This is a genomic window from Enterococcus sp. DIV1368f, from assembly GCF_051712245.1.
Lineage (GTDB): Bacteria > Bacillota > Bacilli > Lactobacillales > Enterococcaceae > Enterococcus > Enterococcus faecalis.
Genome location: NZ_JBIOON010000001.1, coordinates 2,267,704 through 2,291,813, shown reverse-complemented (window position 1 = coordinate 2,291,813; position 24,110 = coordinate 2,267,704). Strand labels below are relative to the sequence as shown.

At 37.2% G+C, this 24,110-nt stretch carries 26 protein-coding genes and 1 other annotated feature; of the genes, 18 read left to right on the top strand and 8 right to left on the bottom strand.

The annotated features are described in order from the left end of the window. Nucleotides 1–18: 18 nt before the first annotated feature. From IGL07_RS11175 to IGL07_RS11160, 4 genes are all read left to right on the top strand, one after another. The gene (locus IGL07_RS11175) at nt 19–1,023 is read left to right on the top strand and encodes a lipoate--protein ligase (protein ID WP_010817611.1); all 1,005 of its coding nucleotides are present in this window, start codon (nt 19–21) and stop codon (nt 1,021–1,023) included. Nucleotides 1,024–1,636: 613 nt separating this feature from the next. Next, entirely contained in the window at nt 1,637–2,326 is a 690-nt protein-coding gene (locus IGL07_RS11170; RefSeq protein ID WP_002381418.1) for an O-methyltransferase, read from the top strand. 240 nt (nt 2,327–2,566) lie between these two features. Then, on the top strand, nt 2,567–3,130 hold the full coding sequence (ahpC, locus tag IGL07_RS11165) for an alkyl hydroperoxide reductase subunit C (protein ID WP_002367212.1): 564 nt from the start codon (nt 2,567–2,569) through the stop codon (nt 3,128–3,130). Between the two features lie 96 nt (nt 3,131–3,226). Further along, nucleotides 3,227–4,909, top strand: a complete 1,683-nt coding sequence (locus tag IGL07_RS11160; protein WP_010817610.1) for an FAD-dependent oxidoreductase — start codon at nt 3,227–3,229, stop codon at nt 4,907–4,909. Nucleotides 4,910–5,008: 99 nt separating this feature from the next. On the opposite strand, the gene IGL07_RS11155 is transcribed toward IGL07_RS11160, so the two are convergent. The 3 genes from IGL07_RS11155 to IGL07_RS11145 form a co-directional block, all read right to left on the bottom strand. Continuing rightward, nucleotides 5,009–5,599: a hypothetical protein gene (locus tag IGL07_RS11155; protein ID WP_010817609.1), complete on the bottom strand. Its 591-nt coding sequence runs from the start codon at nt 5,597–5,599 to the stop codon at nt 5,009–5,011. A gap of 120 nt (nt 5,600–5,719) precedes the next feature. Next, the gene (locus IGL07_RS11150) at nt 5,720–6,253 is read right to left on the bottom strand and encodes a 3'-5' exonuclease (RefSeq protein ID WP_002356400.1); all 534 of its coding nucleotides are present in this window, start codon (nt 6,251–6,253) and stop codon (nt 5,720–5,722) included. A gap of 33 nt (nt 6,254–6,286) precedes the next feature. Next, nucleotides 6,287–7,042 (bottom strand): exodeoxyribonuclease III, encoded by a 756-nt coding sequence (locus tag IGL07_RS11145; protein WP_002367205.1) that lies wholly within the window; start codon nt 7,040–7,042, stop codon nt 6,287–6,289. Between the two features lie 205 nt (nt 7,043–7,247). On the opposite strand from IGL07_RS11145, the gene IGL07_RS11140 reads away from it, so the two are divergent. Both IGL07_RS11140 and murB read left to right on the top strand, forming a co-directional pair. Further along, nucleotides 7,248–8,162, top strand: coding sequence for a Gfo/Idh/MocA family protein (locus tag IGL07_RS11140; protein ID WP_010817608.1), 915 nt, complete (start codon nt 7,248–7,250; stop codon nt 8,160–8,162). 86 nt (nt 8,163–8,248) lie between these two features. Beyond that, nucleotides 8,249–9,136, top strand: a complete 888-nt coding sequence (murB, locus tag IGL07_RS11135; protein ID WP_153854350.1) for a UDP-N-acetylmuramate dehydrogenase — start codon at nt 8,249–8,251, stop codon at nt 9,134–9,136. Between the two features lie 74 nt (nt 9,137–9,210). Here murB and cbpA read toward each other — a convergent pair whose 3' ends face one another. Beyond that, nucleotides 9,211–9,849 carry a cyclic di-AMP binding protein CbpA gene (gene cbpA / locus IGL07_RS11130; RefSeq protein ID WP_002365057.1) on the bottom strand — a complete coding sequence of 213 codons (639 nt, stop codon included), beginning with the start codon at nt 9,847–9,849 and terminating at the stop codon, nt 9,211–9,213. Nucleotides 9,850–10,134: 285 nt separating this feature from the next. On the opposite strand from cbpA, the gene rpmG reads away from it, so the two are divergent. The 4 genes from rpmG to IGL07_RS11110 all read left to right on the top strand — a co-directional run bounded on the left by rpmG (nt 10,135) and on the right by IGL07_RS11110 (nt 12,146). Next, nucleotides 10,135–10,287 (top strand): 50S ribosomal protein L33, encoded by a 153-nt coding sequence (gene rpmG / locus IGL07_RS11125; protein ID WP_002356408.1) that lies wholly within the window; start codon nt 10,135–10,137, stop codon nt 10,285–10,287. A gap of 20 nt (nt 10,288–10,307) precedes the next feature. Continuing rightward, complete coding sequence (gene secE / locus IGL07_RS11120) at nt 10,308–10,478, top strand: preprotein translocase subunit SecE (protein WP_002356409.1); 171 nt, start codon at nt 10,308–10,310, stop codon at nt 10,476–10,478. 124 nt (nt 10,479–10,602) lie between these two features. Continuing rightward, nucleotides 10,603–11,148, top strand: a complete 546-nt coding sequence (gene nusG, locus IGL07_RS11115; protein ID WP_002384070.1) for a transcription termination/antitermination protein NusG — start codon at nt 10,603–10,605, stop codon at nt 11,146–11,148. Nucleotides 11,149–11,258: 110 nt separating this feature from the next. Next, a complete protein-coding gene (locus IGL07_RS11110; RefSeq protein WP_025189576.1) occupies nt 11,259–12,146 on the top strand; it encodes an alpha/beta hydrolase in 888 nt (295 codons plus the stop codon). 92 nt (nt 12,147–12,238) lie between these two features. Here the strand turns inward: IGL07_RS11110 and IGL07_RS11105 are convergent, their stop codons facing one another. Beyond that, the gene (locus IGL07_RS11105; RefSeq protein ID WP_002376515.1) at nt 12,239–12,961 is read right to left on the bottom strand and encodes a MurR/RpiR family transcriptional regulator; all 723 of its coding nucleotides are present in this window, start codon (nt 12,959–12,961) and stop codon (nt 12,239–12,241) included. 77 nt (nt 12,962–13,038) lie between these two features. Between IGL07_RS11105 and IGL07_RS11100 the strand changes: the two genes are divergently transcribed. Genes IGL07_RS11100 through IGL07_RS11090 form a run of 3 tightly spaced genes read left to right on the top strand, consistent with a single transcriptional unit; the run spans nt 13,039 to nt 16,626 of the window. Then, complete coding sequence (locus IGL07_RS11100) at nt 13,039–14,667, top strand: peptide ABC transporter substrate-binding protein (RefSeq protein WP_002376516.1); 1,629 nt, start codon at nt 13,039–13,041, stop codon at nt 14,665–14,667. A gap of 13 nt (nt 14,668–14,680) precedes the next feature. Continuing rightward, complete coding sequence (locus IGL07_RS11095) at nt 14,681–15,784, top strand: M42 family metallopeptidase (protein WP_010817606.1); 1,104 nt, start codon at nt 14,681–14,683, stop codon at nt 15,782–15,784. After that, complete coding sequence (locus IGL07_RS11090; RefSeq protein ID WP_002376518.1) at nt 15,781–16,626, top strand: M55 family metallopeptidase; 846 nt, start codon at nt 15,781–15,783, stop codon at nt 16,624–16,626. Before IGL07_RS11095 ends, IGL07_RS11090 begins: the two co-directional genes overlap by 4 nt. 64 nt (nt 16,627–16,690) lie before the next feature. Here the strand turns inward: IGL07_RS11090 and sdaAA are convergent, their stop codons facing one another. Together sdaAA and sdaAB are read right to left on the bottom strand one after the other, a co-directional pair. Then, the gene (sdaAA, locus tag IGL07_RS11085; RefSeq protein ID WP_002367199.1) at nt 16,691–17,563 is read right to left on the bottom strand and encodes an L-serine ammonia-lyase, iron-sulfur-dependent, subunit alpha; all 873 of its coding nucleotides are present in this window, start codon (nt 17,561–17,563) and stop codon (nt 16,691–16,693) included. A gap of 22 nt (nt 17,564–17,585) precedes the next feature. Next, nucleotides 17,586–18,254: an L-serine ammonia-lyase, iron-sulfur-dependent subunit beta gene (sdaAB, locus tag IGL07_RS11080; RefSeq protein ID WP_002414070.1), complete on the bottom strand. Its 669-nt coding sequence runs from the start codon at nt 18,252–18,254 to the stop codon at nt 17,586–17,588. Nucleotides 18,255–18,629: 375 nt separating this feature from the next. Between sdaAB and lsa(A) the strand changes: the two genes are divergently transcribed. The 5 genes from lsa(A) (at nt 18,630) to rplL (ending at nt 22,726) form a co-directional block, all read left to right on the top strand. Then, on the top strand, nt 18,630–20,126 hold the full coding sequence (lsa(A), locus tag IGL07_RS11075; protein WP_010817605.1) for an ABC-F type ribosomal protection protein Lsa(A): 1,497 nt from the start codon (nt 18,630–18,632) through the stop codon (nt 20,124–20,126). Between the two features lie 122 nt (nt 20,127–20,248). Continuing rightward, complete coding sequence (gene rplK / locus IGL07_RS11070; protein WP_002356424.1) at nt 20,249–20,671, top strand: 50S ribosomal protein L11; 423 nt, start codon at nt 20,249–20,251, stop codon at nt 20,669–20,671. Between the two features lie 111 nt (nt 20,672–20,782). Next, a complete protein-coding gene (gene rplA, locus IGL07_RS11065; protein WP_002356425.1) occupies nt 20,783–21,472 on the top strand; it encodes a 50S ribosomal protein L1 in 690 nt (229 codons plus the stop codon). 62 nt (nt 21,473–21,534) lie between these two features. Next, nucleotides 21,535–21,664, top strand: a sequence feature (ribosomal protein L10 leader region). A gap of 130 nt (nt 21,665–21,794) precedes the next feature. Further along, nucleotides 21,795–22,295 carry a 50S ribosomal protein L10 gene (gene rplJ / locus IGL07_RS11060; RefSeq protein WP_002356426.1) on the top strand — a complete coding sequence of 167 codons (501 nt, stop codon included), beginning with the start codon at nt 21,795–21,797 and terminating at the stop codon, nt 22,293–22,295. Between the two features lie 62 nt (nt 22,296–22,357). Then, on the top strand, nt 22,358–22,726 hold the full coding sequence (gene rplL / locus IGL07_RS11055) for a 50S ribosomal protein L7/L12 (protein ID WP_002356427.1): 369 nt from the start codon (nt 22,358–22,360) through the stop codon (nt 22,724–22,726). A gap of 243 nt (nt 22,727–22,969) precedes the next feature. Here the strand turns inward: rplL and IGL07_RS11050 are convergent, their stop codons facing one another. Further along, the gene (locus tag IGL07_RS11050) at nt 22,970–24,010 is read right to left on the bottom strand and encodes a tyrosine-type recombinase/integrase (protein WP_010817604.1); all 1,041 of its coding nucleotides are present in this window, start codon (nt 24,008–24,010) and stop codon (nt 22,970–22,972) included. Nucleotides 24,011–24,110 lie beyond the last annotated feature (100 nt).

Below are 24,110 nucleotides of genomic sequence, written 5' to 3'. Positions count from 1 at the left end.
CAAGGGAGAGAACCGATTGTGATTTTTGTACCGAATGAAAATAATGACCCACGAGTGAACTTAGCAATTGAAACATATTTGTTAACAGAAATGCCTTTAGATGAGCCCATTCTTTTATTTTACATTAACGAGCCGTCAATCATTATTGGCCGTAACCAAAATACAATTGAAGAAATTAACAAAGAATATGTAGATGAGCACGGCATTCATGTTGTTCGTCGCTTAAGTGGCGGCGGCGCCGTTTATCATGATCATGGTAATTTGAATTTTAGTTTTATTATGCCAGATGACGGCAACTCTTTCCGTGATTTTGCGAAAGTTACCCAACCAATTATTCAAGCATTGCACGACTTAGGCGTTGAAGGTGCCGAATTAAAAGGGCGCAATGACCTAGTGATTAATGATATGAAGTTTTCAGGAAATGCGATGTACGCTACCAACGGCCGCATGTTTGCACATGGAACCTTAATGTTTGATAGTGATATTGATGAAGTTGTAAATACATTGAAAGTACGGAAAGATAAAATCGAATCTAAAGGTATCAAGTCTGTTCGTTCACGGGTAACAAACATTAAACCATTTTTATCTGAAGATAAACAAGAGATGACAACGGAAGAATTCCGCCAAGAAATTCTTTTGAAAATTTTCGGCGTAGATTCGATCGACCAAGTTAAAACGTATGAATTAACTGATCAAGACTGGGCGGCTATTAACAAAATTTCAGAGCAATACTATCGCAATTGGGATTGGAATTATGGTAAATCACCTGCATTTAACTTAGAACGTCGCCATCGTTTTCCAATTGGCTCAATTGAAATGAAAATGAATGTGGCGGATGGTGTCATTCAAGAAATTAAAATCTTTGGGGACTTCTTTGGGCTTGGTGAAATTAAAGATGTTGAAGATATTTTAACCGGCGTGAAATATGATAAAGCTTCTTTAGAAGAAGCCATTGATCAAATTGACGTTAAAAAATACTTTGGCAATATCGAAAAAGAAGATTTGCTTGGGTTAATTTATTAAAAAAAAAGACAGCCGTTTCAAACGGTTGTCTTTTTTCTAGCTAAAAATAATTTTTAGCTTTTAGAAAGGTAGTGCTATGTGCAAAATCGTCGAAACGATTTTTATCAGGGAACTATCAAATAGCTCGCCTGCATATGTACTTGAACCAAGTCAAGTCCGGGAATTTGGTTATGTGCTTCACTATAAATCACTATCTGTAAAGAGTATACAAGATTTCCTTTCTTTTGTGATATCAAATTTTTACAGACAAAGTAGTAAAATTTGACGTTTCTTATTTTGGCAAGGTTATAGGCTTGTTTTGGGGCTTGAAATAGCAAGAATTAATAGTGATTTAAGGGAAAATATTAACATATGTAGAAATATTTTTATAAGAAATAACGAGAAAAAATCAATAGGTATGTTCTTGAGGGCTACTTTTTGACGTTTTCTGAATAAAACTTAATAAAAAATAGCAGAAACAAAGAAAAAATGTGCTTACAAGAAGTAATCCGCACTTAGCTAGGAAGTTAAGAATGTGTATGTTATTTTCAAACAAATAATAAGAATCCTATTTCAATCCTTTACAGAAGAACAAGGACTTCGTATAATAAAGGGACGAAAAGGAGCGAAAGTGATGAGAAACGAAATGATGCATCGACCAGTCGTTAAACCAGAATTGGTTGAGTATATGCGTACAAAACAAAAGAAACTTCCCGGAGAATTAGGTGCCGTGGAGGCAGAAGCCAATGAAGCAGGGGTGCCGATTATTCCACACGAAACAGTAGTTTTTCTACAATTTTTGCTAGGACAACTAAAGCCCAAAAATATTTTAGAAATCGGGGCAGCAATTGGTTTTTCTTCAAGCTTGATGGCCCAATTTGTTGGTGAAGATGGTCACGTGACCACGATTGATCGTTTTGATGTAATGATAAAAAAAGCGAAGAAAACCTATCAACGCCTAGACTTAGAAGAAAAGGTCACTCTTTTAGAAGGACAAGCAGCTGAGATTCTACCAACGTTGGAAGGACCTTATGACTTTATTTTTATGGATAGTGCCAAATCAAAATACATTGAATTTTTACCTGAATGTTTACGGTTGCTACCAGTTGGCGGCGTTTTGATGGTGGATGATGTATTTCAAGCTGGGACAATTTTAGACCCTGCTGAGGAAGTACCGAAAAAAAATCGAGCGATTCATCGTAAATTAAACCAATTTTTAGATGTAGTCATGGCTCACCCTGATTTAACTTCTACTTTAGTTCCTCTTGGTGATGGAGTTATTTTAATTACCAAAGAGAAAGAAACGATTATTTTAGATAGTTAAAGAATGTCTTCACAAAAAGAAAGCGAATCATTAAAAAGCAAGTTCTTTTAATGATTCGCTTTCTTTTTTATGTTATTTAAAAAGTTATCTCGCTATTTCTAATTGAGAATGATAATCAGAAAATTCTCAATAGGACAGTATTATGCGTTAATAAAACCTCGTTTGTTTATAATTATTCTATTGACGGAATAATTATAAACTGTTATCCTTAAAGAGTAAAAAAACAGAGGAGGAACGATAATGAATTTAATTAATCAAAAACTTTTTGACTTTGAATGTGATGCCTATCACGATGGTGAATTTACACGAGTATCAACAGAAGATATTTTAGGAAAATGGAGTATTTTCTTCTTTTATCCAGCTGATTTTTCTTTCGTGTGTCCTACGGAATTAGGGGATATGCAAGAGCATTATGCGCATTTACAGGAATTAAATTGTGAGGTTTACTCTGTTTCAGAAGATAGTCATTATGTGCATAAAGCATGGGCTGACGCTACAGAAACGATTGGAAAAATTAAATATCCAATGTTAGCCGATCCCAACGGTCAACTTGCTCGTTTCTTTGGCGTTTTAGATGAAGCTTCTGGAATGGCTTACCGTGCTTCGTTTATTGTGAGTCCAGAAGGGGACATCAAATCTTATGAAATCAACGACATGGGTATTGGTCGTAATGCTGAAGAACTTGTTCGTAAATTAGAAGCTTCTCAATTTGTAGCAGAGCATGGTGATAAAGTTTGTCCAGCCAATTGGCAACCAGGAGAAGAAACAATTGCGCCAAGCTTAGATTTAGTTGGTAAAATTTAAATTCGCTTTGTAAATAGAGGTCAAAGAGTTGGATAAAACAGAGAAAATGTTTTGTTCAGCTCTTTTTCTGAAACACAGAAGAAAGAGGAGAAGCAAGTGACAGAAGAAATCTACGATTTGATTATTATTGGTGGCGGCTCAGCTGCTTTATCTGCAGGTATCTATGCAGGTCGCGCAATGATGGATACCTTAATTATTGAAAAAGACAAAATTGGCGGACAGGTAACGACGACTTCTGAAATTGTGAACTATCCAGCGATTCGTCACACAACAGGTCCAGAACTAATGGAAGAAATGCGCATTCAAGCACAAGACTTCGGTGTAGCTTTTACAAACGACGAGATTATTGATGTTGATTTTAGTCAAACGATAAAAATTGTTCAATCGGCGAGTCAAACCTACCAAGCATATGCAGTATTGATTGCGACAGGGGCTTCTGCTCGTAAAATTGGTTTCCCTGGTGAAAGTGAATTTACAGGACGCGGCGTGGCCTATTGTTCTACTTGTGATGGGGAGTTTTTCCAAGGTCTGGATATTTTTGTGATTGGTGGCGGTTATGCAGCAGCGGAAGAGGCCGTTTATTTGACACGTTATGGTAAATCAGTAACGATGATTATCCGAGAACCTGATTTTACATGTGCAAAATTAACTGCGGAGGCGGCTAAAAATCACCCGAAAATTAAGATTGTTTATAACGCAGAAGTGAAAGAAATTACGGGAGATGATTTTGTCCGAAAAGCTGTGTTTGTCAATAACCAGACGGGAGAAGAAACGGTTTATGAAGCGCCAAAAGACAGTACATTTGGTCTGTTTGTTTTTGCTGGAAATAAACCAAGTACAGAAATTTTTGAAGGAAAAATTGCCTTAGACCGTGGGTATGTGCCAACAACTGAAAATATGGAAACCAATATTCCCGGAGTTTATGCAGCAGGAGATTTACGAATAAAAGAATTACGTCAAATTGTGACGGCGGTTGCAGACGGTGCAATTGCCGCCACTCATGCGCAACGTTACGTGACAGAACAAAAAACACAGGCAGGTCAACCGATTGTAACGAAGCGAATGACTGAACGATTAGCTAATCAATCTGTCCCTGAAACAAACAGTCAGCAACCAAAAGAAAAACAGCCAGCGAAAGTTACTGGTAAGCATCAGTGGTTCCCAGAAAGTATGCGCCAACAATTAAGCGGTATTTTCGCTAAACTAACCAAAAAAGTGACATTGCTTCAGTTTTTGGATGCAAGTGATGAAAAATCATTGGAACTTCAGTCATTCTTAACAGAATTTGCAAGTCTGGATCAGAAGATTGCTTTAGAAACGATTTTGAAAGATACTGATCCAGCCAAAGAATTGCTGTATGGAATTGAAAAAATGCCTAGCGTTGTGCTCTTAGATGCGGCAGGAAACTATACAGGAATTAAATTTAGTGGTATTCCTAGTGGCCATGAAGTAAACTCGTTGGTTTTGGCGGTTTATAATGTCGGCAGCGAGGGGCAGCCGTTAGAAGCAAGTCTGCAAAAGAACATACTTGCATTGCCAAAAAGAAAAATAGAAATCTTTGTTTCACTAACATGTCATTTTTGTCCCGATGTCGTGGCGGCTTGCCAACGTATTGCATCAATTAATCCTCATGTTGAAGCAGAAATGGTGGACATTAGTCTATTTCCAGAGTTGAAAAAAGAAAAGAAAATTATGAGCGTTCCAGCAATGCTAATTGATGGCGAACAAATGATTTTTGGTTCAAAAACAATGACCGAAATTATTGAAGCCTTGGCTTAAAAGAGGCGGAAAAAAGTAATTAGCCTAAAGACCTAAGTCATTTAAAAAAGTGAGAAATACGTCGAGATGATGTATTTCTCACTTTTTTCGCATAGTTAGTCAAGTACCTTTTTTGATTAAGCGATTGAGTTTCCTAAAAAGAATTAAAAAGACACAACAGCAAATGAACAATAGGCTTCCTGTTAGTGGTAAAAAGATACCTTGCATGTAGCTATCGATGTGCATTAAACCAGGTACCTCGCTGAAAAAATCATGGATAAACTGTTGAATGAGCTTATTAGCTAGAAAAGCAGCTAAAGGCAAAACAAAAATCAAATAATAGATGGGTTGTAAGGCATAGCTAATTAAAATTTGTAATTTTGTCGTACCTAAAAGAGCTAAGATCAGTAAGTCGTTTTTTTGCTCTAAAAAAGTTAGGAAGAAAGCTCGGCAAATATAACTAATCAGGAAGAAAAAGAGTGTTCCAGCGCTGATTCCAGCCAAACCTCTGAAAATTTTCAAGGGAGGAATCACTGCATAATTATCAAGAAGAATCATTTGCGAAAGCCATCGAGAAAACAACAAAGTCAATAATAGAGCAGAAAAAGTCAGAAAACTAATAATAAAGATAAGAATCAACGTACTAAATTGTTTTTTTGAGCGCCACGCATTTTTGAGAGAGTCTGTGAGTAAGTAAAGAATCGAATACATCATCGCGTCCTTTCTGAAAAATTTTTGTTTTAGCGGAAAAGTTATGTAAAAGAAAAGACGTTATCTCCTGCCAACTAGCCACTGAAAGAGATAACGCCTTCGCTGGAAACAAGAACTGGATTATTTCACCAATACTAATTTTTTTAAAGGTTCAACCCCAAATCGTTGTTCTTGCTGTAAAAGAATTTCGGCACAAGCACGGCTATCTTCTAAAGCATCATGATGATTATTTAAAGTGATATTGAGGTTTTCACAAACGGTATTTAATTTATGATTAGGAAATTCAGGAAACAGTTTGCGACTCGTTTTGACTGTACATAAAGAAAGGTAATTAGGTTGTTCTAAGCCATAGTAATCTAAACAGCCAGCCAAAACACTACAATCAAAACTTGCATTGTGAGCGACCACTAACCGATTTGGTTGAAAACAATGCTGAATTTGTTGCCATACTTCAGGGAATTTGGGCGCATTGACAACATCTGATTCATGAATGCCGTGAATTTGCGTATTCCGCCAGAAAAAAGGTGTTTCTGGTTTGATTAACGTGTAAAATTCATCCACAATCCGACTATTTTCTACTTTAACAATTGCAATGGAACAGGCACTATGTTTATCATAACTAGCCGTTTCAAAGTCAAAAGCGTAAAAGTTCATTAAAAAAACTCCTTTCAACGCGTTGAGTAACACTTAAAAATCAAGTACAACTTCCACTGGACAATGATCACTACCAAGAATATCTGTATGGATTTTAGCACTGACTAAACGTTCATTCAAGGATTCTGAAACAACGAAATAGTCAATCCGCCATCCTGCGTTATTTTTTCGTGCGTTAAAGCGATAACTCCACCATGAGTAGATGCCCTCAGCTTCTGGATAAAAATAACGGAATGTATCAGTGAAGCCACTGTCTAATAACTCAGTAAATTTTTGCCGTTCTTCAGGCGTGAACCCCGCATTTTTTTGATTGGTTTTCCAATTTTTTAAATCAATCTTTTGATGAGCTACGTTTAAATCACCGCAAAGAATTACGGGTTTTTCTTGATTTAATTCGTTTAAATAGGCACGAAAAGCATCTTCCCATGTCATTCGATAAGCTAAACGCTTTAGTTCAGCTTGTGAGTTCGGTGTGTAGCAAGTGACCATGAAAAATTCTGGATATTCTAAAGTGATCACGCGGCCTTCTTGATCGTGAGCCTCGATACCTAAGCCATAGCGAACACTTAACGCTTCTTCTTTAGCGAAAATTGCTGTGCCAGAATAGCCTTTTTTTTCGGCGTAATTCCAATACTGATGATAGCCAGGAAGTTCTAAATCAATTTGCCCAGCTTGTAATTTTGTTTCTTGTAAACAGAAAAAATCTGCATCTAATTCATTAAAAACATCCATAAAATTCTTTTTAACAACCGCTCGTAAGCCGTTGACATTCCAAGAAATACATTTCATTGTTGAAACTCCTTTCAAATAAGAAACACTTTTGCTCGTTTCAGTGCAAACCAGAACCAAAGAAAAGGTCGCTTGGTGCTTTCTTCTATTCTAATACTTTTTAAAGAAGTTTTAAATACTTGAAAAGAAAAAGAGAAAATGACTGATTTTTGGAAAGAAGTAGTCTATGATAAAATAGTAAAAAGAGCAGAAATGAGGACAACGAATGAAAATAGGAGTCATTGGTTTAGGAAACATTGCACAAAAAGCGTATTTGCCAACTTATAGTGAATGTCGTCACTTGGCGGAGTTTGTATTAGCGACTAGGAACCCAGAAACACGACAAGAAATCGCTAATAAGTATGGCTTTACAGAAACCGTTGGGACCATAGAAGAATTGATTGAAGCGAAGATTGATGCTTGTTTTGTCCATGTAGCCACAAAAGTGCATGGTGCAGTCGTTCGCCAATTATTACAGGCTGGTATTCACGTCTTTGTGGACAAACCTTTAAGTGAAGAGCTTGCTGAAGTCAAAGAATTACAAGCATTGGCAGCAGCAAAAAATCTGCGCCTGATGGTTGGCTTCAATCGTCGTTTTGCCCCTTATACGGAAGTATTGAAAAATATTCCTGAAAAACAAACAATTTTTATTAAAAAGAACCGCATCAATACAACGAGAGAAACAAGTTTTATGATGTATGATTTATTTTTACATGTTGTTGATACCGCAGTTTATTTAGCGGAAGGACCGCTCCACGTGGTGCAATCAAAATTAGTGGAAGAAAACGGTCATTTAAAACGAGCAATTTTACAATTAGAAACCGAACAGACAACGATTGTTTGTTCTATGGATTTACACTCTGGGGCCAATACAGAAACTTTTGAAGTCACCAGCCCTACAGGTACTTATCGCTTGGAAAATTTAACGCATTTGACCATCCAAACAGAAGAAGAATACCAAGTAAAAGAGATGGGAGATTGGACGCCAACATTGGAAAAAAGAGGTTTTTACCAAATGGTTACTGCTTTCATTCAGGCCATTCAAAAACCGCAAGAGCAAGAGTTAAAACAAGAAAAAGTCTATGAAAGTCATGCGTTATGTGAAGAAATGCTACGCCAACAACAACGGCATGTTCTTTAAAGAGGACTAGCAACTTTCTTTCTATCATGCTAGAATAAGACAGATATTTTGAAAAGAAAGGACTAACTTTCGTGAACACTAAAGCTATGTTAGAAACATTAAACGAAATTACTTTATTAGTAGATGAACCATTAAAAAACGTAACCTTTACCAAAACAGGCGGCCCAGCTGATGTGTTGGCCTTACCCAAAACAAAAAAAGAAGTTGAAGAGATTGTGGCGTATTGCCGAGAACAAGGACTTTCATGGTTAGTATTAGGCAATGCTAGCAACTTGATTGTTCGTGATGGCGGTATTCGCGATGTCGTGATTATGCTAACAGAAATGAAAGAAATCAAAGTAGCCGGTACCACCATGGTTGTGGATGCTGGTGCCAAACTGATTGATACAACCTACGAAGCCTTAGCAGCTGATTTAACTGGTTTTGAATTTGCTTGTGGCATTCCAGGAAGTGTCGGCGGTGCTGTTTATATGAATGCTGGAGCATACGGCGGGGAAATTAAAGATGTTTTCCAGTCTGCAGAAGTGCTGTTGGCAGATGGAACTATCCAAACAATGACGAAAGAAGACCTGAATTTCCGTTATCGTCATAGTGAAATTCAAGAATTACATTGTATTGTCTTGCAAGCAACGTTTGCTTTAGAAAAAGGAAACCATGCAGAAATTAAAGCCCAAATGGATGAATTAACGGAACTTCGTGAACTGAAGCAACCGCTAGAGTATCCCTCTTGTGGCAGTGTCTTTAAACGCCCTGTTGGTCATTTTACAGGGAAATTAATTCAAGACGCTGGCTTACAAGGCTTAAAATGGGGCGGTGCTCAAATTTCCGAAAAGCATGCGGGATTTATTGTTAACATCGATCATGCAACCGCCACGGATTATGTGGAATTAATTGCACATATCCAAGAAGTGATTAAAGAAAAATTTGATGTTGAATTGCAAACGGAAGTTCGAATTATTGGTGAAGAAGTCTAAAAAAATAAGCTAGGGAGGTAAGTCAAATTGGCTTACCTCCCTAGCTTTAAATCCTAAGATAAAGGTCGTAAATTTTACTCGTCTTCTAAATTTTCCAATTCTACAACTTTAAAGTTTTTCCGCTCTAAATGTTCTACAATGGCTGTACACGTTTCGGCAGTTGTGCCGGCTGGTAAAGTAATAAGTGTGCGACGAACAAATTCTTCACTATCAACATCCAATGTAATACAGCTGGCGATGCTGCTATATTTAGCAATGATTTTTGAAATGGCTGCTAAGTCGCCTTGTTGACCAACTGAAGCAATCGTTAAAACATAGCTCCCTTGTTTTACATTCCAAGATTGCGCTAAAATATTTAATAAGGTGCTGTGTGTTAAAATACCATAAAAATAATTATTTTCATCTAAAACAGCAATGTAAGGTAGTTCTTTAATAGTAAAAAATACCTTGAAAAATGAAGTGTTGACATAAATAAATTTTGTGGCATTTTTTAACAAATAGGTAACAGGTAAACTCATATCACCACCGTTTGCTTTATGGCGGTAAATATGCATTTTATAAATATTTCCTCGGAAAATTTTTCCAGATTCGTCTAAAATTGGGACACAACGGTAACCTGAGTCTTCTAAAATAGAAAGAGCTTCTTCTAGAGTACAAGATTCATTGACGGTTGTTAAATTATCTTTTTTAATAACTACAGATTTTAATAACATAAACAGGCCTCCTAAGGGTTCATTTTTAATAAATTTATCATATCATAACTTAGCAGAAAACAATAGCTGAGACCTCAGAATAAAAGCAATTTTGTTAAAATAAATAGAAAATAAAGAAAAATCAGATATTTTATAAAAGAAATCAAGCACGTATTCGCGATAATGGTAAACAATTACGTAAGAATCGGCACGGCGCTTCTTTAAAAAGTAAATTAAACTTTGACAACTTTTTCGAATAATGGTACTGTTAAGAAGTAAATTTGTGAATAGAGGAGGTCGAAGAACATGGCAACAAAGAAAGCAGCTCTTGCTTGTTCCGTTTGTGGCTCTCGCAACTATTCTAAATCCGTTAGTGAAGGTAAACGTGGCGAACGCTTAGAAATCAATAAATTCTGTAAATATTGTAATCAATACACGTTACATAAAGAAACGAAATAGATTTAGAGGAGGGTATCAACATGAAATTTTTCCGCAGCGTTGCTGATGAGATGAAGCAAGTAACTTGGCCAACAAAAAAACAATTGCGTAAAGATACATTAGTTGTAATTGAAACATCTATTTTATTTGCAGCATTGTTCTTTATCATGGATACTGTTATCCAAACGGCATTTGGCTGGATTTTAAAATAATTAATTCTAGTATTTCCCGACGAGGGGTGCTATAATAGTATTCGAGAAAAAGCTTCGGGAAACTGAGCTTTTTTTATTTGCTCGAAAAAAATAAACTAAAACATTTAAAGGAGCCGAATCAGTAATGGAAACTTTTGAAAGAAATTGGTACGTATTGCACACCTATTCAGGCTATGAAAATAAAGTAAAAGCAAACATTGAATCACGTGCACAAAGCATGGGGATGGGCGATTATATTTTTCGTGTCGTTGTACCAGAAGAAACAGAAAAAGAAGTCAAAAATGGTAAAGAAAAAGAAATCGTTCATAAAACTTTCCCTGGTTATGTGTTAGTGGAAATGATTATGACCGATGATTCTTGGTATATTGTTCGTAACACGCCAGGCGTAACTGGTTTTGTAGGCTCACATGGTGCTGGTAGTAAACCCGCTCCTTTATTACAAGAAGAAATTAACCACATTTTACGTTCAATTGGCATGAGCACCCGTCAATCAGACTTAGAAGTAGCGCTAGGCGATACAGTGAAAATTATCGAAGGTGCTTTTTCTGGTCTTGAAGGTGTTGTGACAGAAATCGATGAAGAAAAACAAAAATTAAAAGTAAACATCGATATGTTTGGTCGTGAAACAAGTACAGAATTAGACTTTGAACAAGTCGATAACATTGATTAATAAACAAGCTGACAAACTATTGTTCAGCTGATTGATACAGATTGTAGGGTCTGGAAAAGCAGTCAACTGACTTCTTTTCCAAGCCCTTTTTTAGTTCATCGCAGAAAGGAATGAAAAAAATGAAACATGCCCAAAAATATCGTTATTTTTCTTTGCTAATGGGTCTTGTTCTATTATTAAGTGCTTGCCAAATTGGAGCAAGCACGAAGAATGACAACCAAGCCGCCACAAAAGAAGCAACTGTTGAGTTAAACCGCACAACAACACCAACACTTTTTTTTCATGGTTACGCAGGAACTAAAAATTCGTTTGGCTCGTTACTGCATCGCTTGGAGAAACAAGGTGCCACAACTCAAGAATTAGTGCTACTCGTTAAACCTGATGGGACCGTGGTTAAAGAGCGAGGAGCTTTAAGTGGCAAAGCGACGAATCCCAGTGTTCAAGTTCTATTTGAAGATAATAAAAACAATGAATGGAATCAAACAGAATGGATAAAAAACACATTACTCTATTTACAAAAAAATTATCAAGTGAACAAAGCCAATATTGTCGGGCACTCTATGGGTGGTGTTAGTGGTTTACGTTATTTAGGAACCTATGGGCAAGATACATCGTTACCTAAAATTGAAAAATTCGTCAGCATTGGAGCACCTTTCAATGATTTTATTGATACGAGTCAACAGCAAACCATCGAAACGGAACTAGAAAACGGCCCCACAGAAAAAAGTAGCCGCTATTTGGATTATCAAGAGATGATTAATGTTGTTCCAGAAAAACTGCCCATTTTATTAATTGGTGGTCAATTAAGTGCAACAGATTTAAGTGATGGAACGGTACCGTTATCTAGTGCCTTAGCAGTCAACGCCTTGCTAAGACAGCGAGGAACTCAAGTCACTAGCCAGATTATCAAAGGAGAAAATGCACAACATAGCCAATTACATGAAAATCCTGAAGTAGATCAATTGCTAATAGAATTTTTATGGCCGAGTAAAAAATAGCAAAAAGGCACATGTTCCATAAAAAATGGAACATGTGCCTTTTTCTATACTTTGGCTAGCGAAATAGCTTTTTTCAGCTATAATAAATAAAATTATTTATTTTTAGGAGATATTGGAATGGAATCCTCATGATTTAAATAAGCACAAATCAAGGCTTCAAAGGTGATTAATGTTTGGCCAAAAAACATTTGTGGCTGAGCGACACTTGTTGAAAACGGGCTGTAAGAGTCAGTTGAAAAAACGAGATCTGCCAGTCGACCAAGAGTTGAATTTTTGGCGCCAACAAAAGAAATGATAGGATGTTTTTTCTCTTTTGCAAGCAGAGCTGCTTCTTTTAAGTATTTTTCTTCACCAGAATGTGAAAGGATGATAAAAAGAAAATTCTGATTATTTTGACTATTTATCGAATGAGTATGGGCTGTTGTGATACTGGGGATGCCATGAAAATTGAAAACCTCACTAATGTAAGCCGCCAAATGTCGTGAAAAGTCATGACCTAAAATAACAAATAAATGACTCTTGTGTTTGGCAAGCAGTTGACAAAACTCGTTGGTTGTTTCAAATGAAGGCGCTGTTTCAAAAGGGATTGGCTGAGAAAAATGGGCTTCTTTTAATTTGTAAATAAGTTCATTATAACCTGATAAATTTAATTTTTTGGCTAAACGAATGATGGAACTAGGCGAAGAAAAGCAGTGTTTGGCAACTTCTCGAATACTCAAATCGGCTGCGTTCGTACTTTGTTGATCCAAATAATACAAAATCTGACTTTCTGTTTTCGTTAAATGGTATGTTTCTTTTAAGTAATCTAAGTTCATGAGCAAACCTCCTTTATCAGATTATAAATAATTTTGTGGGAAAAAGGTATCAAAAAATAAAAAAATGAGGTGTTTTTATGAAAAGGGCAACAAAGCAAAGGCTGTCTTTGGCAGCAATCATGGTTCTACTTCTCTCGGGCTGTGGAAGTGTTGGGAAAGAAACCAAAAAGCAAGAACAACAGGTATTACGGGTCGGGATTGATTCGGAATTATCAACGGCAGACGTGTCGTTGGCAATGGATAATACAGCAGCAGATGTAATGAGCCAAGTAGGGGAGGGACTTTTCTCCTTTGACGAAAAAGGAGAAGCGAAACCAGCATTGGCAACTGAAAAAGTACAGCCCTCCAATGACGGTTTAAGCTATACTTTTACGATTCGAAAAGATGCAAAATGGAGTAACGGCGAGCCAATCACAGCCAATGATTTTGAATACTCTTGGAAGCGCACAGTGGACCCAAAAACAGCTTCCCCGCAAGCGTATTATTTTGAAGGGCTAAAAAATTATCGTGCTATTGTTGACGGTGGCAAATCTAAAGAAGAGCTAGGGGTAACAGCCATTGATGACCATACCTTGGAAGTAGAGCTAAGCTATCCTATGAGTTATTTTCAACAATTATTGGCGGTGCCAGCTTTTTATCCATTAAATGAAGCATTTGTCGAAAAAACGGGCAAAAACTATGGTACATCAGCTGAGTCAACACTTTACAATGGCGCCTTCACATTAGAAGGTTGGGATGGCACGAATAATACTTGGTCCTATGTGAAGAATAAAAATTATTGGGATCAAGCGAATGTTTCGCTAGATAAGGTGGATGTCCAAGTAGTTAAAGAAGTCAATACTGGGAAAAATCTTTTCGAAGGGAAAGAATTAGATGTTGTAAAAATTTCTGGAGAAATTGTTGCACAAGAACAAGGCAATGCAGCTTTGAAAATTCGTGAAATTCCTGGAACGTATTATATCCAATTAAATACGCAAAAAGATCTTTTGGCAAATAAGAATGCACGTCGAGCGATAGCATTATCATTGAATTCTGAACGTTTAGCTAAAAATGTTTTAAATGATGGCTCAAAAAAAGCACTTGGCTTCGTGCCAACAGGTTTCACTAATCAAGAAACGCAAAAAGATTTTGCAGAGGAATTAGGAGATTTAAATCCTAGTGAACCAGAAAAAGCGAAAGAGTTATGGCAAACGGCTAAAAAAGAATTAGGAATTGAAAAAGCGGAGCTAACCATTTTAAGTTCGGATACAGAAAATGCAAAAAAAATCAGTGAGTATGTTCAAGGAGCTTTAGCAGATAATTTAGAAAATTTAACAGTCAATGTTTCGCCAGTTCCTTTTAATAATCGTTTAGAAAAAAGTCGCAGCGGAGATTTCGACATTGTGGTTGGTGGCTGGACGCCGGTGTATGCTGATCCAATCGATTTCTTAAACTTATTGCAATCAAAAAATTCCAATAATTTTGGTAAATGGTCTAATAAGACCTTCGATCAGTTGCTTCAAGAAGCAAACGTAACTTATGCAAACAAATATGAAGAACGTTGGAAAACATTACAAAAAGCGGATCAATTGGTTGCGGAAGAAGCACCCCTAGTTCCTCTTTATCAATTAACAGAAGCACGCTTAGTGGCCGATTCTGTCCAAAATTTAGTCTATGGTCCATTAGGTTCAGGCTATTACAAATCAGTCTCTATCGGCGACAAGTAAAGGTTGGGAAAAAATGAAAAAAAGTCAAGCTGTTCAATTAATTCAGGAACTTTCAAATGCTAATGGTGTTTCAGGTTTTGAAACAGAAGTCGTTAGAATCCTTCAACACGCAACTGCGGATTTTACTATTCAACGGCTAGATGCCATTAAAAATTTATATCTTGAGAAGAAAAATAATCTAAGTGAAGGTCCAGTAGTGCTTTTTGATGCTCATAGTGACGAAGTGGGTTTTATGATTCAAGCAATTAAAGAAAACGGCTTGTTGCGTTTTCTTCCGTTAGGTGGCTGGGTCCCTAATACGATTTCTGCACAAAAAGTTCGGATTCGTAACCGGGAAGGTACCTATCTGCCAGGCGTAGTTACTAGTCGGCCCCCTCATTTTATGACACCAGAGGAACGTCAGCGACCGTTAACCATTGCTGATTTGACGATCGACATTGGTGCTACCTCAAAAGAAGAAGTAATTGAAACGTACAAAATCGATCTTGGTGCACCGGTCATTCCAGATGTGACGTGTAGTTACAACGAACAGACAGATCTTTTTTTAGGAAAAGCTTTTGATTGTCGCATTGGCTGTGCTTGCTTAGTGGATGTCATGGAGGAGTTGAAAGAAGAGACGCTTCCATTCAAGTTAGTTGCGACAGTAACTGCACAAGAAGAAGTTGGCGAAAGAGGAGCACTTATTGCCGCAAAGCAAGTCAATCCTGATTTAGCTATTGTTTTCGAAGGCTGCCCGGCTGATGATACGGCAGAAACGCCAGAGATGATTCAATCAGCAATGGGAAAAGGACCGATGTTACGCTATTTTGATGTTTCTATGATTACGAATCCAGAATTTCAAGAGTATGCACTAGAGATTGCTAAAATACACAAAATTCCTGTTCAAGTTTCTGTTCGAAGTGGTGGTGGAACCAATGGCATGGCGATTACACAAGTTCAAGGAGCCCCGACGATTGTTGTAGGAATTCCTGTCCGTTACGCTCACACACCCCATTGTTATGTGGACTTTCAAGATTACCAAGCGGCGAAAGAATTAGTCATTCAATTAATCAAAAATTTAGATGCTGACAAAATTCAAGCGCTGGTTCAGCCATTGTCAAAGGAGTGGAACAAATGAAAATTTATGTGTCATGTGACATTGAAGGATTAGCAGGTATTGCGACATTTGATATGGAAAAAGAAGACACCGTTTTATTCCGAGAATTATATCATCAACATGTGGCTTGGTTGATTGAAGGGATTCAAAAGAGTGCCAAAAATGAACAAATTACAGAAATTACTATTGCCGATTCGCATAGCCGTGGGTTGAATTTAGCTTATGTGCGCTTGGCAGAAATGGATGAACGAATTTCCTTAGTGAGCGGCTTTCCTCGCATGGATTATATGATGAGTGGCTTGGATAGTAGCTATGATGTAGTCTTTTTCTTAGGTTATCATGCCGGTATTGGTAAACAAAAAGGGAATATGGATCATGGGTATAGCGCTAGTGTTGCTTATGATTTAAAAATAAACGACTTAGCGATGAATGAAACGACAATTAATGCAGCTTACGCTAGCGAATTAGGTGTCCCTGTTGGTTTAATTATCGGTGAATCAGGCTTAGAGGAACAACTTTTTCAAGAAAAAATGATGCCCGAAGTTCCCTTTGTTTCCACCAAAGAATCTCTGGGACGTTATGCAATCAAAAATAGACCCATGCAACAAGTTCGAGAAGCTATCGTAGCAACTACAAGTCAGGTGTTAACTTCCTTTGCGTTGTCTGAATTACCCAAATATACTTTGCAAACGCCAGCAACCGTAAAATTGCAATGTGTGACGACAGCACAAGCAGATCGTATTGAAATGTTACCAATGATTAAACGCATTGATGGTAGAACCGTTTCATTTGTGGGTGAAACGATGAAAGATGTCATGAATGGAATTGTCGCTGTGGTTGGTTTAGGCGGAACAAGTTATTAAAGAAGAAGCTTACGGAAAAAACGAATGGACGTTTTTTTCTGTAAGCTTCTTGCTATAGTTATTTCTATTTTTGTTTCTCTAGAATTTCTTTGCTTAAACGTTGTGCAGTTGGTGTCACCGCAAGACCGCCTTCAGCGGTTTCCTTGAAAATTTGTGGCATTTGGCGACCCACTTGGTACATAGCGTGGATGACTTCATCTGGTGGAATGACACTTCGAATCCCCGCTAAAGCCATGTCAGCTGAGATGAAGGCTTGAGAAGAACCTAATGCATTTCGCTTCACGCAAGGGACTTCAACAAGTCCCGCAACAGGATCACAAATGAGGCCCATCATATTTTTTATCGTAATGGCTACAGCTTGCGCAGATTGATCAGGCGTACCGCCAGAAGCCGCAACTAAAGCGGCACTGGCCATTGCACTAGCAGAACCGACTTCAGCTTGACAACCACCTTCGGCACCACTGATTGAGGCATTGTTGGCAATCACTAAGCCAAAAGCCCCAGCTGTAAATAGAAAATCCAATTGTTGCTGATGCGTTAACTTTAAGCGATCAATAACTGCCAACAAGACGCCAGAAACTACTCCGGCACTGCCTGCGGTTGGTGTAGCACAAATCAAGCCCATTTTTGCATTAACTTCATTAACAGCAATCGCATTTCGCACGGCTTGTAAAATGGTCTCACCGCTTAAAAAGTTGCCTGAATGTATGTAATCATTTAAGCGGGTTGCATCGCCACCAGTTAGCCCTGTTACTGAGGTAACACCAGCGATTCCTTCAGCGACGGATTGTTTCATAACGGCTAGATTTTTTTCCATTGTTTCAATAATTCGTTCACGAGAATACCCGCCATGAGCCATTTCTGTTGCAATCATTAATTCGCTCACAGAAGGGTACTCTTTCGCTTGAGCTACCAAATCTTCAATTGAATAAAACATCGTATTACTCCTTTACGTTCATTTAGTCAAAATAGTTGACGCTATATATATGAGGGATTTCAGCTAATTGCATGACAATGTCACCGACTTCGGCTTGATCAACTTCAATAATCATAATCGCTTTTTCCCCTTTAGATTCTCGGGTAACGGTCATTGTACTAATATTGATATCGCTAGCTGAAAGGATGTTGGTCACCTTAGCAATCATGCCAGGAACATCTTGATGGACAACGATAAATGTTGGCGTGCCCATACTTAAAGACAATTTGAAGCCATTTAATTCAGAAATTTGAATGTTTCCACCACCAATTGAAATTCCTGTCACAGATAGTTTTCGGTCGCCAGAAGAAACCACAATTTTAACGGAATTAGGGTGGTCTGCTTTTTCACTTTTAGGAATAAAACAAACTTCCATTCCTTGTTCATAAGCAATTTCCAAAGAATTGGCTAATTGCTCATCATCTGGTTCCATACCTAAAAGGCCGCCAACTAAGGCGATATCTGTTCCGTGACCACGATAAGTTTTGGCAAAAGACTCATATAAATAAATGTCAACGCTATCAGGTTGCTGTCCAAAAATACTCCGAACCACTTTTCCAATTCTTGCCGCTCCAGCTGTATGAGAACTGCTTGGACCAATCATAACGGGTCCGATAATATCAAAAACACTATTAAAGCGTAACTCTTCCATTTCAGCACCTTCTTCATTAGAATATGTTTTCATTGGAAGTCTAACACAAAAAATGGCGGGGAACTAGGCAATCGCTTGTGTTTTAGCGAATAATTTAAATTTTTATCAGAATGAAAGCAAGGGGCGTTCGTTGACAAATCAGTGAAGAGATGCTAAATTCTAGATAATAAAAGATGAAAAGAGGGATTCGTGCGTTGAAAATTTAAGTTAATTTTTTAGAGAAACTGTATAACTTTGCCTGAATATAACGGGTGGAGTGTGCGGATTTTCGGAAATTAGCTTAAAGAATTCAGCCACGGGTCTTTTTGTATACCTTGGATTGATGCCGCTGATTTCCGTAAAGCTGCATCAATTTTGCTTTATGGAGGTATATTTATGTCGAAAATTGAACTAAAACAACTATCTTTTGCCTATGATAATCAAGAAGTATTGCTTTTTGATCAGGCAAATATCACGATGGATACCAATTGGAAATTAGGATTGATTGGCCGCAATGGCCGTGGGAAAACAACCTTATTAAGATTGTTACAAAAGCAGTTGGATTACCAAGGAGAGATTCTTCATCAAGTCGATTTCGTCTATTTTCCACAAACAGTTGCAGAAGAACAACAGCTCACTTATTATGTCTTACAAGAGGTGACTTCTTTTAAACAGTGGGAATTAGAACGAGAATTAACGCTTTTAAACGTTGATCCTGAAGTTTTATGGCGGCCCTTTTCTTCTTTATCAGGCGGTGAAAAGACGAAAGTTTTATTAGGTCTTCTTTTTATTGAAGAAAATGCCTTTCCTTTAATTGACGAGCCAACAAATCACTTAGATCTAGCTGGCAGACAACAAGTGGCTGAATATTTGAAGAAAAAGAAACACGGGTTTATTTTAGTCAGCCACGATCGGGCATTTGTTGATGAAGTGGTTGATCATATTTTGGCGATTGAAAAAAGTCAATTGACGCTGTATCAAGGGAATTTTTCTATTTATGAAGAGCAAAAAAAATTAAGAGATGCTTTTGAACTAGCAGAAAATGAAAAAATCAAAAAAGAAGTCAATCGCTTGAAAGAAACCGCTCGTAAAAAAGCGGAATGGTCGATGAACCGTGAAGGTGATAAGTACGGCAACGCTAAGGAAAAAGGAAGCGGGGCGATTTTTGATACAGGAGCCATTGGTGCCCGGGCAGCGCGCGTAATGAAGCGCTCGAAACACATTCAACAACGCGCCGAAACACAATTAGCAGAAAAAGAAAAACTATTAAAAGATCTTGAGTATATTGATCCTTTGTCAATGGATTATCAGCCAACGCATCACAAAACATTATTGACGGTGGAAGAGCTTCGTCTGGGCTACGAGAAAAATTGGCTATTTGCGCCACTTTCTTTTTCAATAAACGCGGGAGAAATTGTCGGAATAACAGGAAAAAATGGCTCAGGAAAATCGAGCTTAATTCAGTATTTATTGGATAATTTTTCTGGGGATTCAGAAGGCGAAGCTACTTTGGCTCACCAATTAACCATTTCTTATGTGCGCCAAGATTATGAAGACAATCAAGGAACTTTATCTGAATTTGCAGAGAAAAATCAGTTAGATTACACCCAATTTTTAAATAACTTACGAAAACTTGGGATGGAGCGCGCCGTTTTCGCTAACCGAATTGAACAAATGAGTATGGGCCAACGGAAAAAAGTCGAAGTAGCCAAATCATTGTCTCAATCAGCTGAACTTTATATTTGGGATGAACCCCTTAATTACTTGGATGTGTTTAATCATCAACAATTAGAAGCGCTAATCTTATCTGTGAAGCCTGCAATGCTAGTGATTGAGCATGATGCACATTTCATGAAGAAAATAACAGATAAAAAAATTGTCTTGAAATCATAAAAACATCTTGAAAAAGTAAAGGTAATCCTGTATAGTAATAGGGTATGTTTTAAATGTACGTTGAGTGGGAGGGGAAATCTCAACCCCATTAACCACGCACGAGAACTTAAGGAGGTATTTTCGTGGCTAAAAAAGTAGAAAAAATCGTTAAATTACAAATTCCTGCGGGGAAAGCAACACCAGCTCCACCAGTAGGTCCAGCGTTAGGTCAAGCAGGTATCAACATCATGGGATTCACTAAAGAATTCAATGCTCGTACAGCTGACCAAGCAGGCTTGATTATTCCAGTAGTAATCTCTGTATATGAAGATCGTTCATTTACATTCATTACTAAAACACCACCTGCTGCAGTATTATTGAAAAAAGCTGCAAAAATCGAAAAAGGTTCAGGTGAACCAAACAAAACTAAAGTTGCAACAGTTTCAAGCGATCAAGTGAAAGAAATCGCTGAACTTAAAATGGCAGACCTAAACGCCGCTGACGTTGAAGCAGCAATGCGCATGGTTGCAGGAACTGCACGAAGCATGGGTATCATCGTAGAATAATTTTTATTCCACACTTACTCAAAGAAGTAGCTTCTCAGTTCGTTTCATATTTAAAGATATGAAAGACGTGGGAGGTACAACCGTTATAACCACAATCAAGGAGGAAACAAAATGGCTAAAAAGAGCAAAAAAATGCAAGAAGCATTGAAAAAAGTTGATGCTACAAAAGCTTACTCAGTTGAAGAAGCAGTAGCTTTAGCAAAAGATACAAACATCGCGAAATTTGACGCAACAGTTGAAGTTGCTTACAAATTGAACGTTGACCCTAAAAAAGCAGACCAACAAATCCGTGGAGCAGTTGTGCTTCCAAACGGAACTGGTAAAACACAAACTGTTTTAGTATTCGCTAAAGGCGAAAAAGCTAAAGAAGCTGAAGCTGCTGGTGCAGATTTCGTAGGCGACGACGACATGGTTGCAAAAATCCAAGGTGGATGGTTCGACTTTGACGTAGTTGTTGCGACTCCTGACATGATGGCTACAGTTGGTAAATTAGGCCGTGTCTTAGGACCAAAAGGTTTAATGCCAAACCCTAAAACTGGTACTGTAACAATGGACGTTACAAAAGCTGTTGAAGAAGTTAAAGCTGGTAAAGTAACTTACCGCGTTGACAAAGCTGGTAACATCCACGTACCAATCGGTAAAGTTTCATTTGATAACGAAAAATTGGTTGAAAACTTCAACACAATTAACGACGTATTATTGAAAGCTAAACCATCAACTGCTAAAGGTCAATACATCAAAAACATTTCAGTAACAACAACATTTGGACCTGGAATCCACGTTGACCAAGCTTCTTTCTAATTTGAAAGAAAATAATTAAAAAATTCTTGACTCACTCACTTACCCTATGGTAAAGTGAGTGAGGTTAATAATTAACTGTACCGAAGACAGTAGGTGACGCAAGTCTTAATTTCCTACCGAGGACAATTGTTGAGTTATATACAATTCGGTCCCTCTATGTCTACGGTGGCATGGAGTTTTGTTGTTTTACACGACTTTTTGAAAAAAAGCCGATGTAAAACAATACTTGGCGAACGAAGTGAGCGAAGTTTCATTTGATTCTTCTACTTTACATATCGTAAACCAAGTCCAACTCCACCATCAAAATCAGGAGGTGAAATAAATGAGTGAAGCAGCAATCGCTAAAAAAGAAACCCTAGTTCAAGCAGCCGCTGAGAAATTTGAATCAGCAGCATCAGTTGTAATCGTGGACTACCGTGGTTTAACAGTTGAAGAAGTCACTAACTTACGTAAACAATTACGTGATGCAGGCGTAGAAATGAAAGTCATCAAAAACTCAATCCTTTCTCGTGCAGCTAAAAAAGTTGGTTTAGACGGCTTAGACGAAGTCTTTACAGGCCCAACTGCTGTCGCATTCAGCAACGACGATGTAGTAGCACCAGCTAAAATCATCGACGAATTTGCTAAAGATGCAAAAGCATTAGAAATCAAAGGTGGCGTCATCGAAGGAAAAGTTTCTTCAGTGGAACAAATTACTGCGTTGGCAAAACTACCAAACCGCGAAGGTTTACTATCTATGCTATTATCTGTATTACAAGCGCCAGTCCGCAACGTGGCTTACGCTGTCAAAGCAGTGGCAGAGAAAAACGAAGAAGTTGCTTAATTGCAGTCTAATTCAAACAAATAAAAAACAAACAATTTTAATTTAAATGGAGGAAATTCAAAATGGCATTAAACATTGAAAACATCGTTGCTGAGTTAGAAACAGCAACTATCTTAGAACTAAGCGAATTAGTTAAAGCTATCGAAGAAAAATTTGACGTATCAGCAGCAGCTCCTGTAGCAGTAGCTGGACCAGCAGCAGGTGGAGCAGCAGAAGAACAAACTGAATTCACTGTTGAATTAACAGCAGCTGGCGATCAAAAAGTTAAAGTTATCAAAGCAGTTCGTGAAGCAACTGGCTTAGGCTTGAAAGAAGCTAAAGCTGTAGTTGATGGCGCTCCTGCACCAGTTAAAGAAGCTGTTTCTAAAGAAGAAGCAGAAGCTTTAAAAGCTGCTTTAGAAGAAGTTGGCGCTTCAGTAACAGTAAAATAATTCATTCAACTTTTGAATGTTTGAGAACCCTTGTGTGGCAAGGGTTTTCTTTTTTTGTCCACTTTTTGACTAAGAAATTGACTAAGCTTTTTAAAATGTAGCAAAGTTTGCAAATTGTTTTTCAAAATTTTGTTGAGCTTTTTTAGTTACATGGTTGTAGATATTTAGGGTTGTTTGAATTTTAGAGTGTCCCATTCTTTCTTGAATAACTTTCAACCATTGGCTAATATCTCCGTTTTGAGATTACTCCATAGCACTTTCAAATAACAAACTACAATGAGTGTGTCTAAAGCCGTGTATTTTTATATCTTCAAAATGGTATTCTTTACATACATATTTCAGCCATCGATTAGGGGTAGTTAAAGCAACTATTCCATTTTTTTCTGTTGAAAATACTTGCTGTTCTTTTTGTAAAGAAATTCCTCGCTTAAAGAATTCTTCTTTTTGTGGCATGTACCATTTCTTTAGAACAAGCATAGTTTTTTCATCTATACTTAAAGTACGTACAGAAGCTTTTATTTTAGGTGTTAACCCTAGTATTAATTCACCATTGGAATTTTTTGTTATAGTTCGTTTAACATGTATTTGAGATTTTGAAAAATTGATATTATCCCAAGTTAATGCCAACATTTCGCCTTTTCGTAATCCTGAAAAAGAAACTAATCTAAAAAAAGTAAAGATATGATAAGGTTGAGTTTTTTCTACGGTTTCAAGGAATTTTATTAATGTATCTTTTTCATAAAATTTAATTTTATCAGTACTGTATTTCTTTCTAGGGGTATCAATGATAATCATTGGGTTAGAATCAATTATTTCTAATTTTTGTGCATAGTTGAAAACTTTTGTAGTATATGATTTTAACGCACCAAACGTAGTGTATTTTTCATACCAATCATTTATCACTTTTTGGCAATAAGCTGGTTTGATGTGTTCAATACGTAGATTACCAAAAGCTGGAAGTATTTGTTTTTTAAACAAACTTTTAACACGTATAAAAGTATTTGGTGTAACAGTTCGTTCGTAAGATTCTATCCACAAATTATAGACATCTTCAAAATTATATTTAACTTTTAAATCTCTAATTGATAATCCTTTTTCTGCTACTTCAATTTTTAAACGAGAAAGAGCAAGATCAGCTTTCTTTTTAGTTTTGAATCCTCGCCGTGTAGTAAATTTTTGCTTACCTGTTAAGGGGTCAGTACCCAAATATACTTTAAATAGATATGCTTTAGTACCATCTTTTTTTGTATATTCTTTTATTGATTTACTATATTGTTGAACCATTTATTATTACCTACTTTCTTATTTCTTTAAATGCTCGCCAGCGTATAGAAAGAAATGTATTATAGGGAATGTATGTTCTTGTTTTTTTATAAAGAAAAGC

Coding starts and splice junctions, on each gene's coding strand:
- IGL07_RS11170 (WP_002381418.1), top strand. CDS start 1,637: ATGAGAAACGAAATGATGCATCGACCAGTCGTTAAACCAGAATTGGTT.
- ahpC (WP_002367212.1), top strand. CDS start 2,567: ATGAATTTAATTAATCAAAAACTTTTTGACTTTGAATGTGATGCCTAT.
- IGL07_RS11155 (WP_010817609.1), bottom strand. CDS start 5,599: ATGTATTCGATTCTTTACTTACTCACAGACTCTCTCAAAAATGCGTGG.
- IGL07_RS11150 (WP_002356400.1), bottom strand. CDS start 6,253: ATGAACTTTTACGCTTTTGACTTTGAAACGGCTAGTTATGATAAACAT.
- IGL07_RS11145 (WP_002367205.1), bottom strand. CDS start 7,042: ATGAAATGTATTTCTTGGAATGTCAACGGCTTACGAGCGGTTGTTAAA.
- IGL07_RS11140 (WP_010817608.1), top strand. CDS start 7,248: ATGAAAATAGGAGTCATTGGTTTAGGAAACATTGCACAAAAAGCGTAT.
- murB (WP_153854350.1), top strand. CDS start 8,249: ATGTTAGAAACATTAAACGAAATTACTTTATTAGTAGATGAACCATTA.
- cbpA (WP_002365057.1), bottom strand. CDS start 9,849: ATGTTATTAAAATCTGTAGTTATTAAAAAAGATAATTTAACAACCGTC.
- rpmG (WP_002356408.1), top strand. CDS start 10,135: ATGGCAACAAAGAAAGCAGCTCTTGCTTGTTCCGTTTGTGGCTCTCGC.
- secE (WP_002356409.1), top strand. CDS start 10,308: ATGAAATTTTTCCGCAGCGTTGCTGATGAGATGAAGCAAGTAACTTGG.
- nusG (WP_002384070.1), top strand. CDS start 10,603: ATGGAAACTTTTGAAAGAAATTGGTACGTATTGCACACCTATTCAGGC.
- IGL07_RS11110 (WP_025189576.1), top strand. CDS start 11,259: ATGAAAAAAATGAAACATGCCCAAAAATATCGTTATTTTTCTTTGCTA.
- IGL07_RS11105 (WP_002376515.1), bottom strand. CDS start 12,961: ATGAACTTAGATTACTTAAAAGAAACATACCATTTAACGAAAACAGAA.
- IGL07_RS11100 (WP_002376516.1), top strand. CDS start 13,039: ATGAAAAGGGCAACAAAGCAAAGGCTGTCTTTGGCAGCAATCATGGTT.
- IGL07_RS11095 (WP_010817606.1), top strand. CDS start 14,681: ATGAAAAAAAGTCAAGCTGTTCAATTAATTCAGGAACTTTCAAATGCT.
- IGL07_RS11090 (WP_002376518.1), top strand. CDS start 15,781: ATGAAAATTTATGTGTCATGTGACATTGAAGGATTAGCAGGTATTGCG.
- sdaAA (WP_002367199.1), bottom strand. CDS start 17,563: ATGTTTTATTCAATTGAAGATTTGGTAGCTCAAGCGAAAGAGTACCCT.
- sdaAB (WP_002414070.1), bottom strand. CDS start 18,254: ATGGAAGAGTTACGCTTTAATAGTGTTTTTGATATTATCGGACCCGTT.
- rplA (WP_002356425.1), top strand. CDS start 20,783: ATGGCTAAAAAGAGCAAAAAAATGCAAGAAGCATTGAAAAAAGTTGAT.
- rplJ (WP_002356426.1), top strand. CDS start 21,795: ATGAGTGAAGCAGCAATCGCTAAAAAAGAAACCCTAGTTCAAGCAGCC.
- rplL (WP_002356427.1), top strand. CDS start 22,358: ATGGCATTAAACATTGAAAACATCGTTGCTGAGTTAGAAACAGCAACT.
- IGL07_RS11050 (WP_010817604.1), bottom strand. CDS start 24,010: ATGGTTCAACAATATAGTAAATCAATAAAAGAATATACAAAAAAAGAT.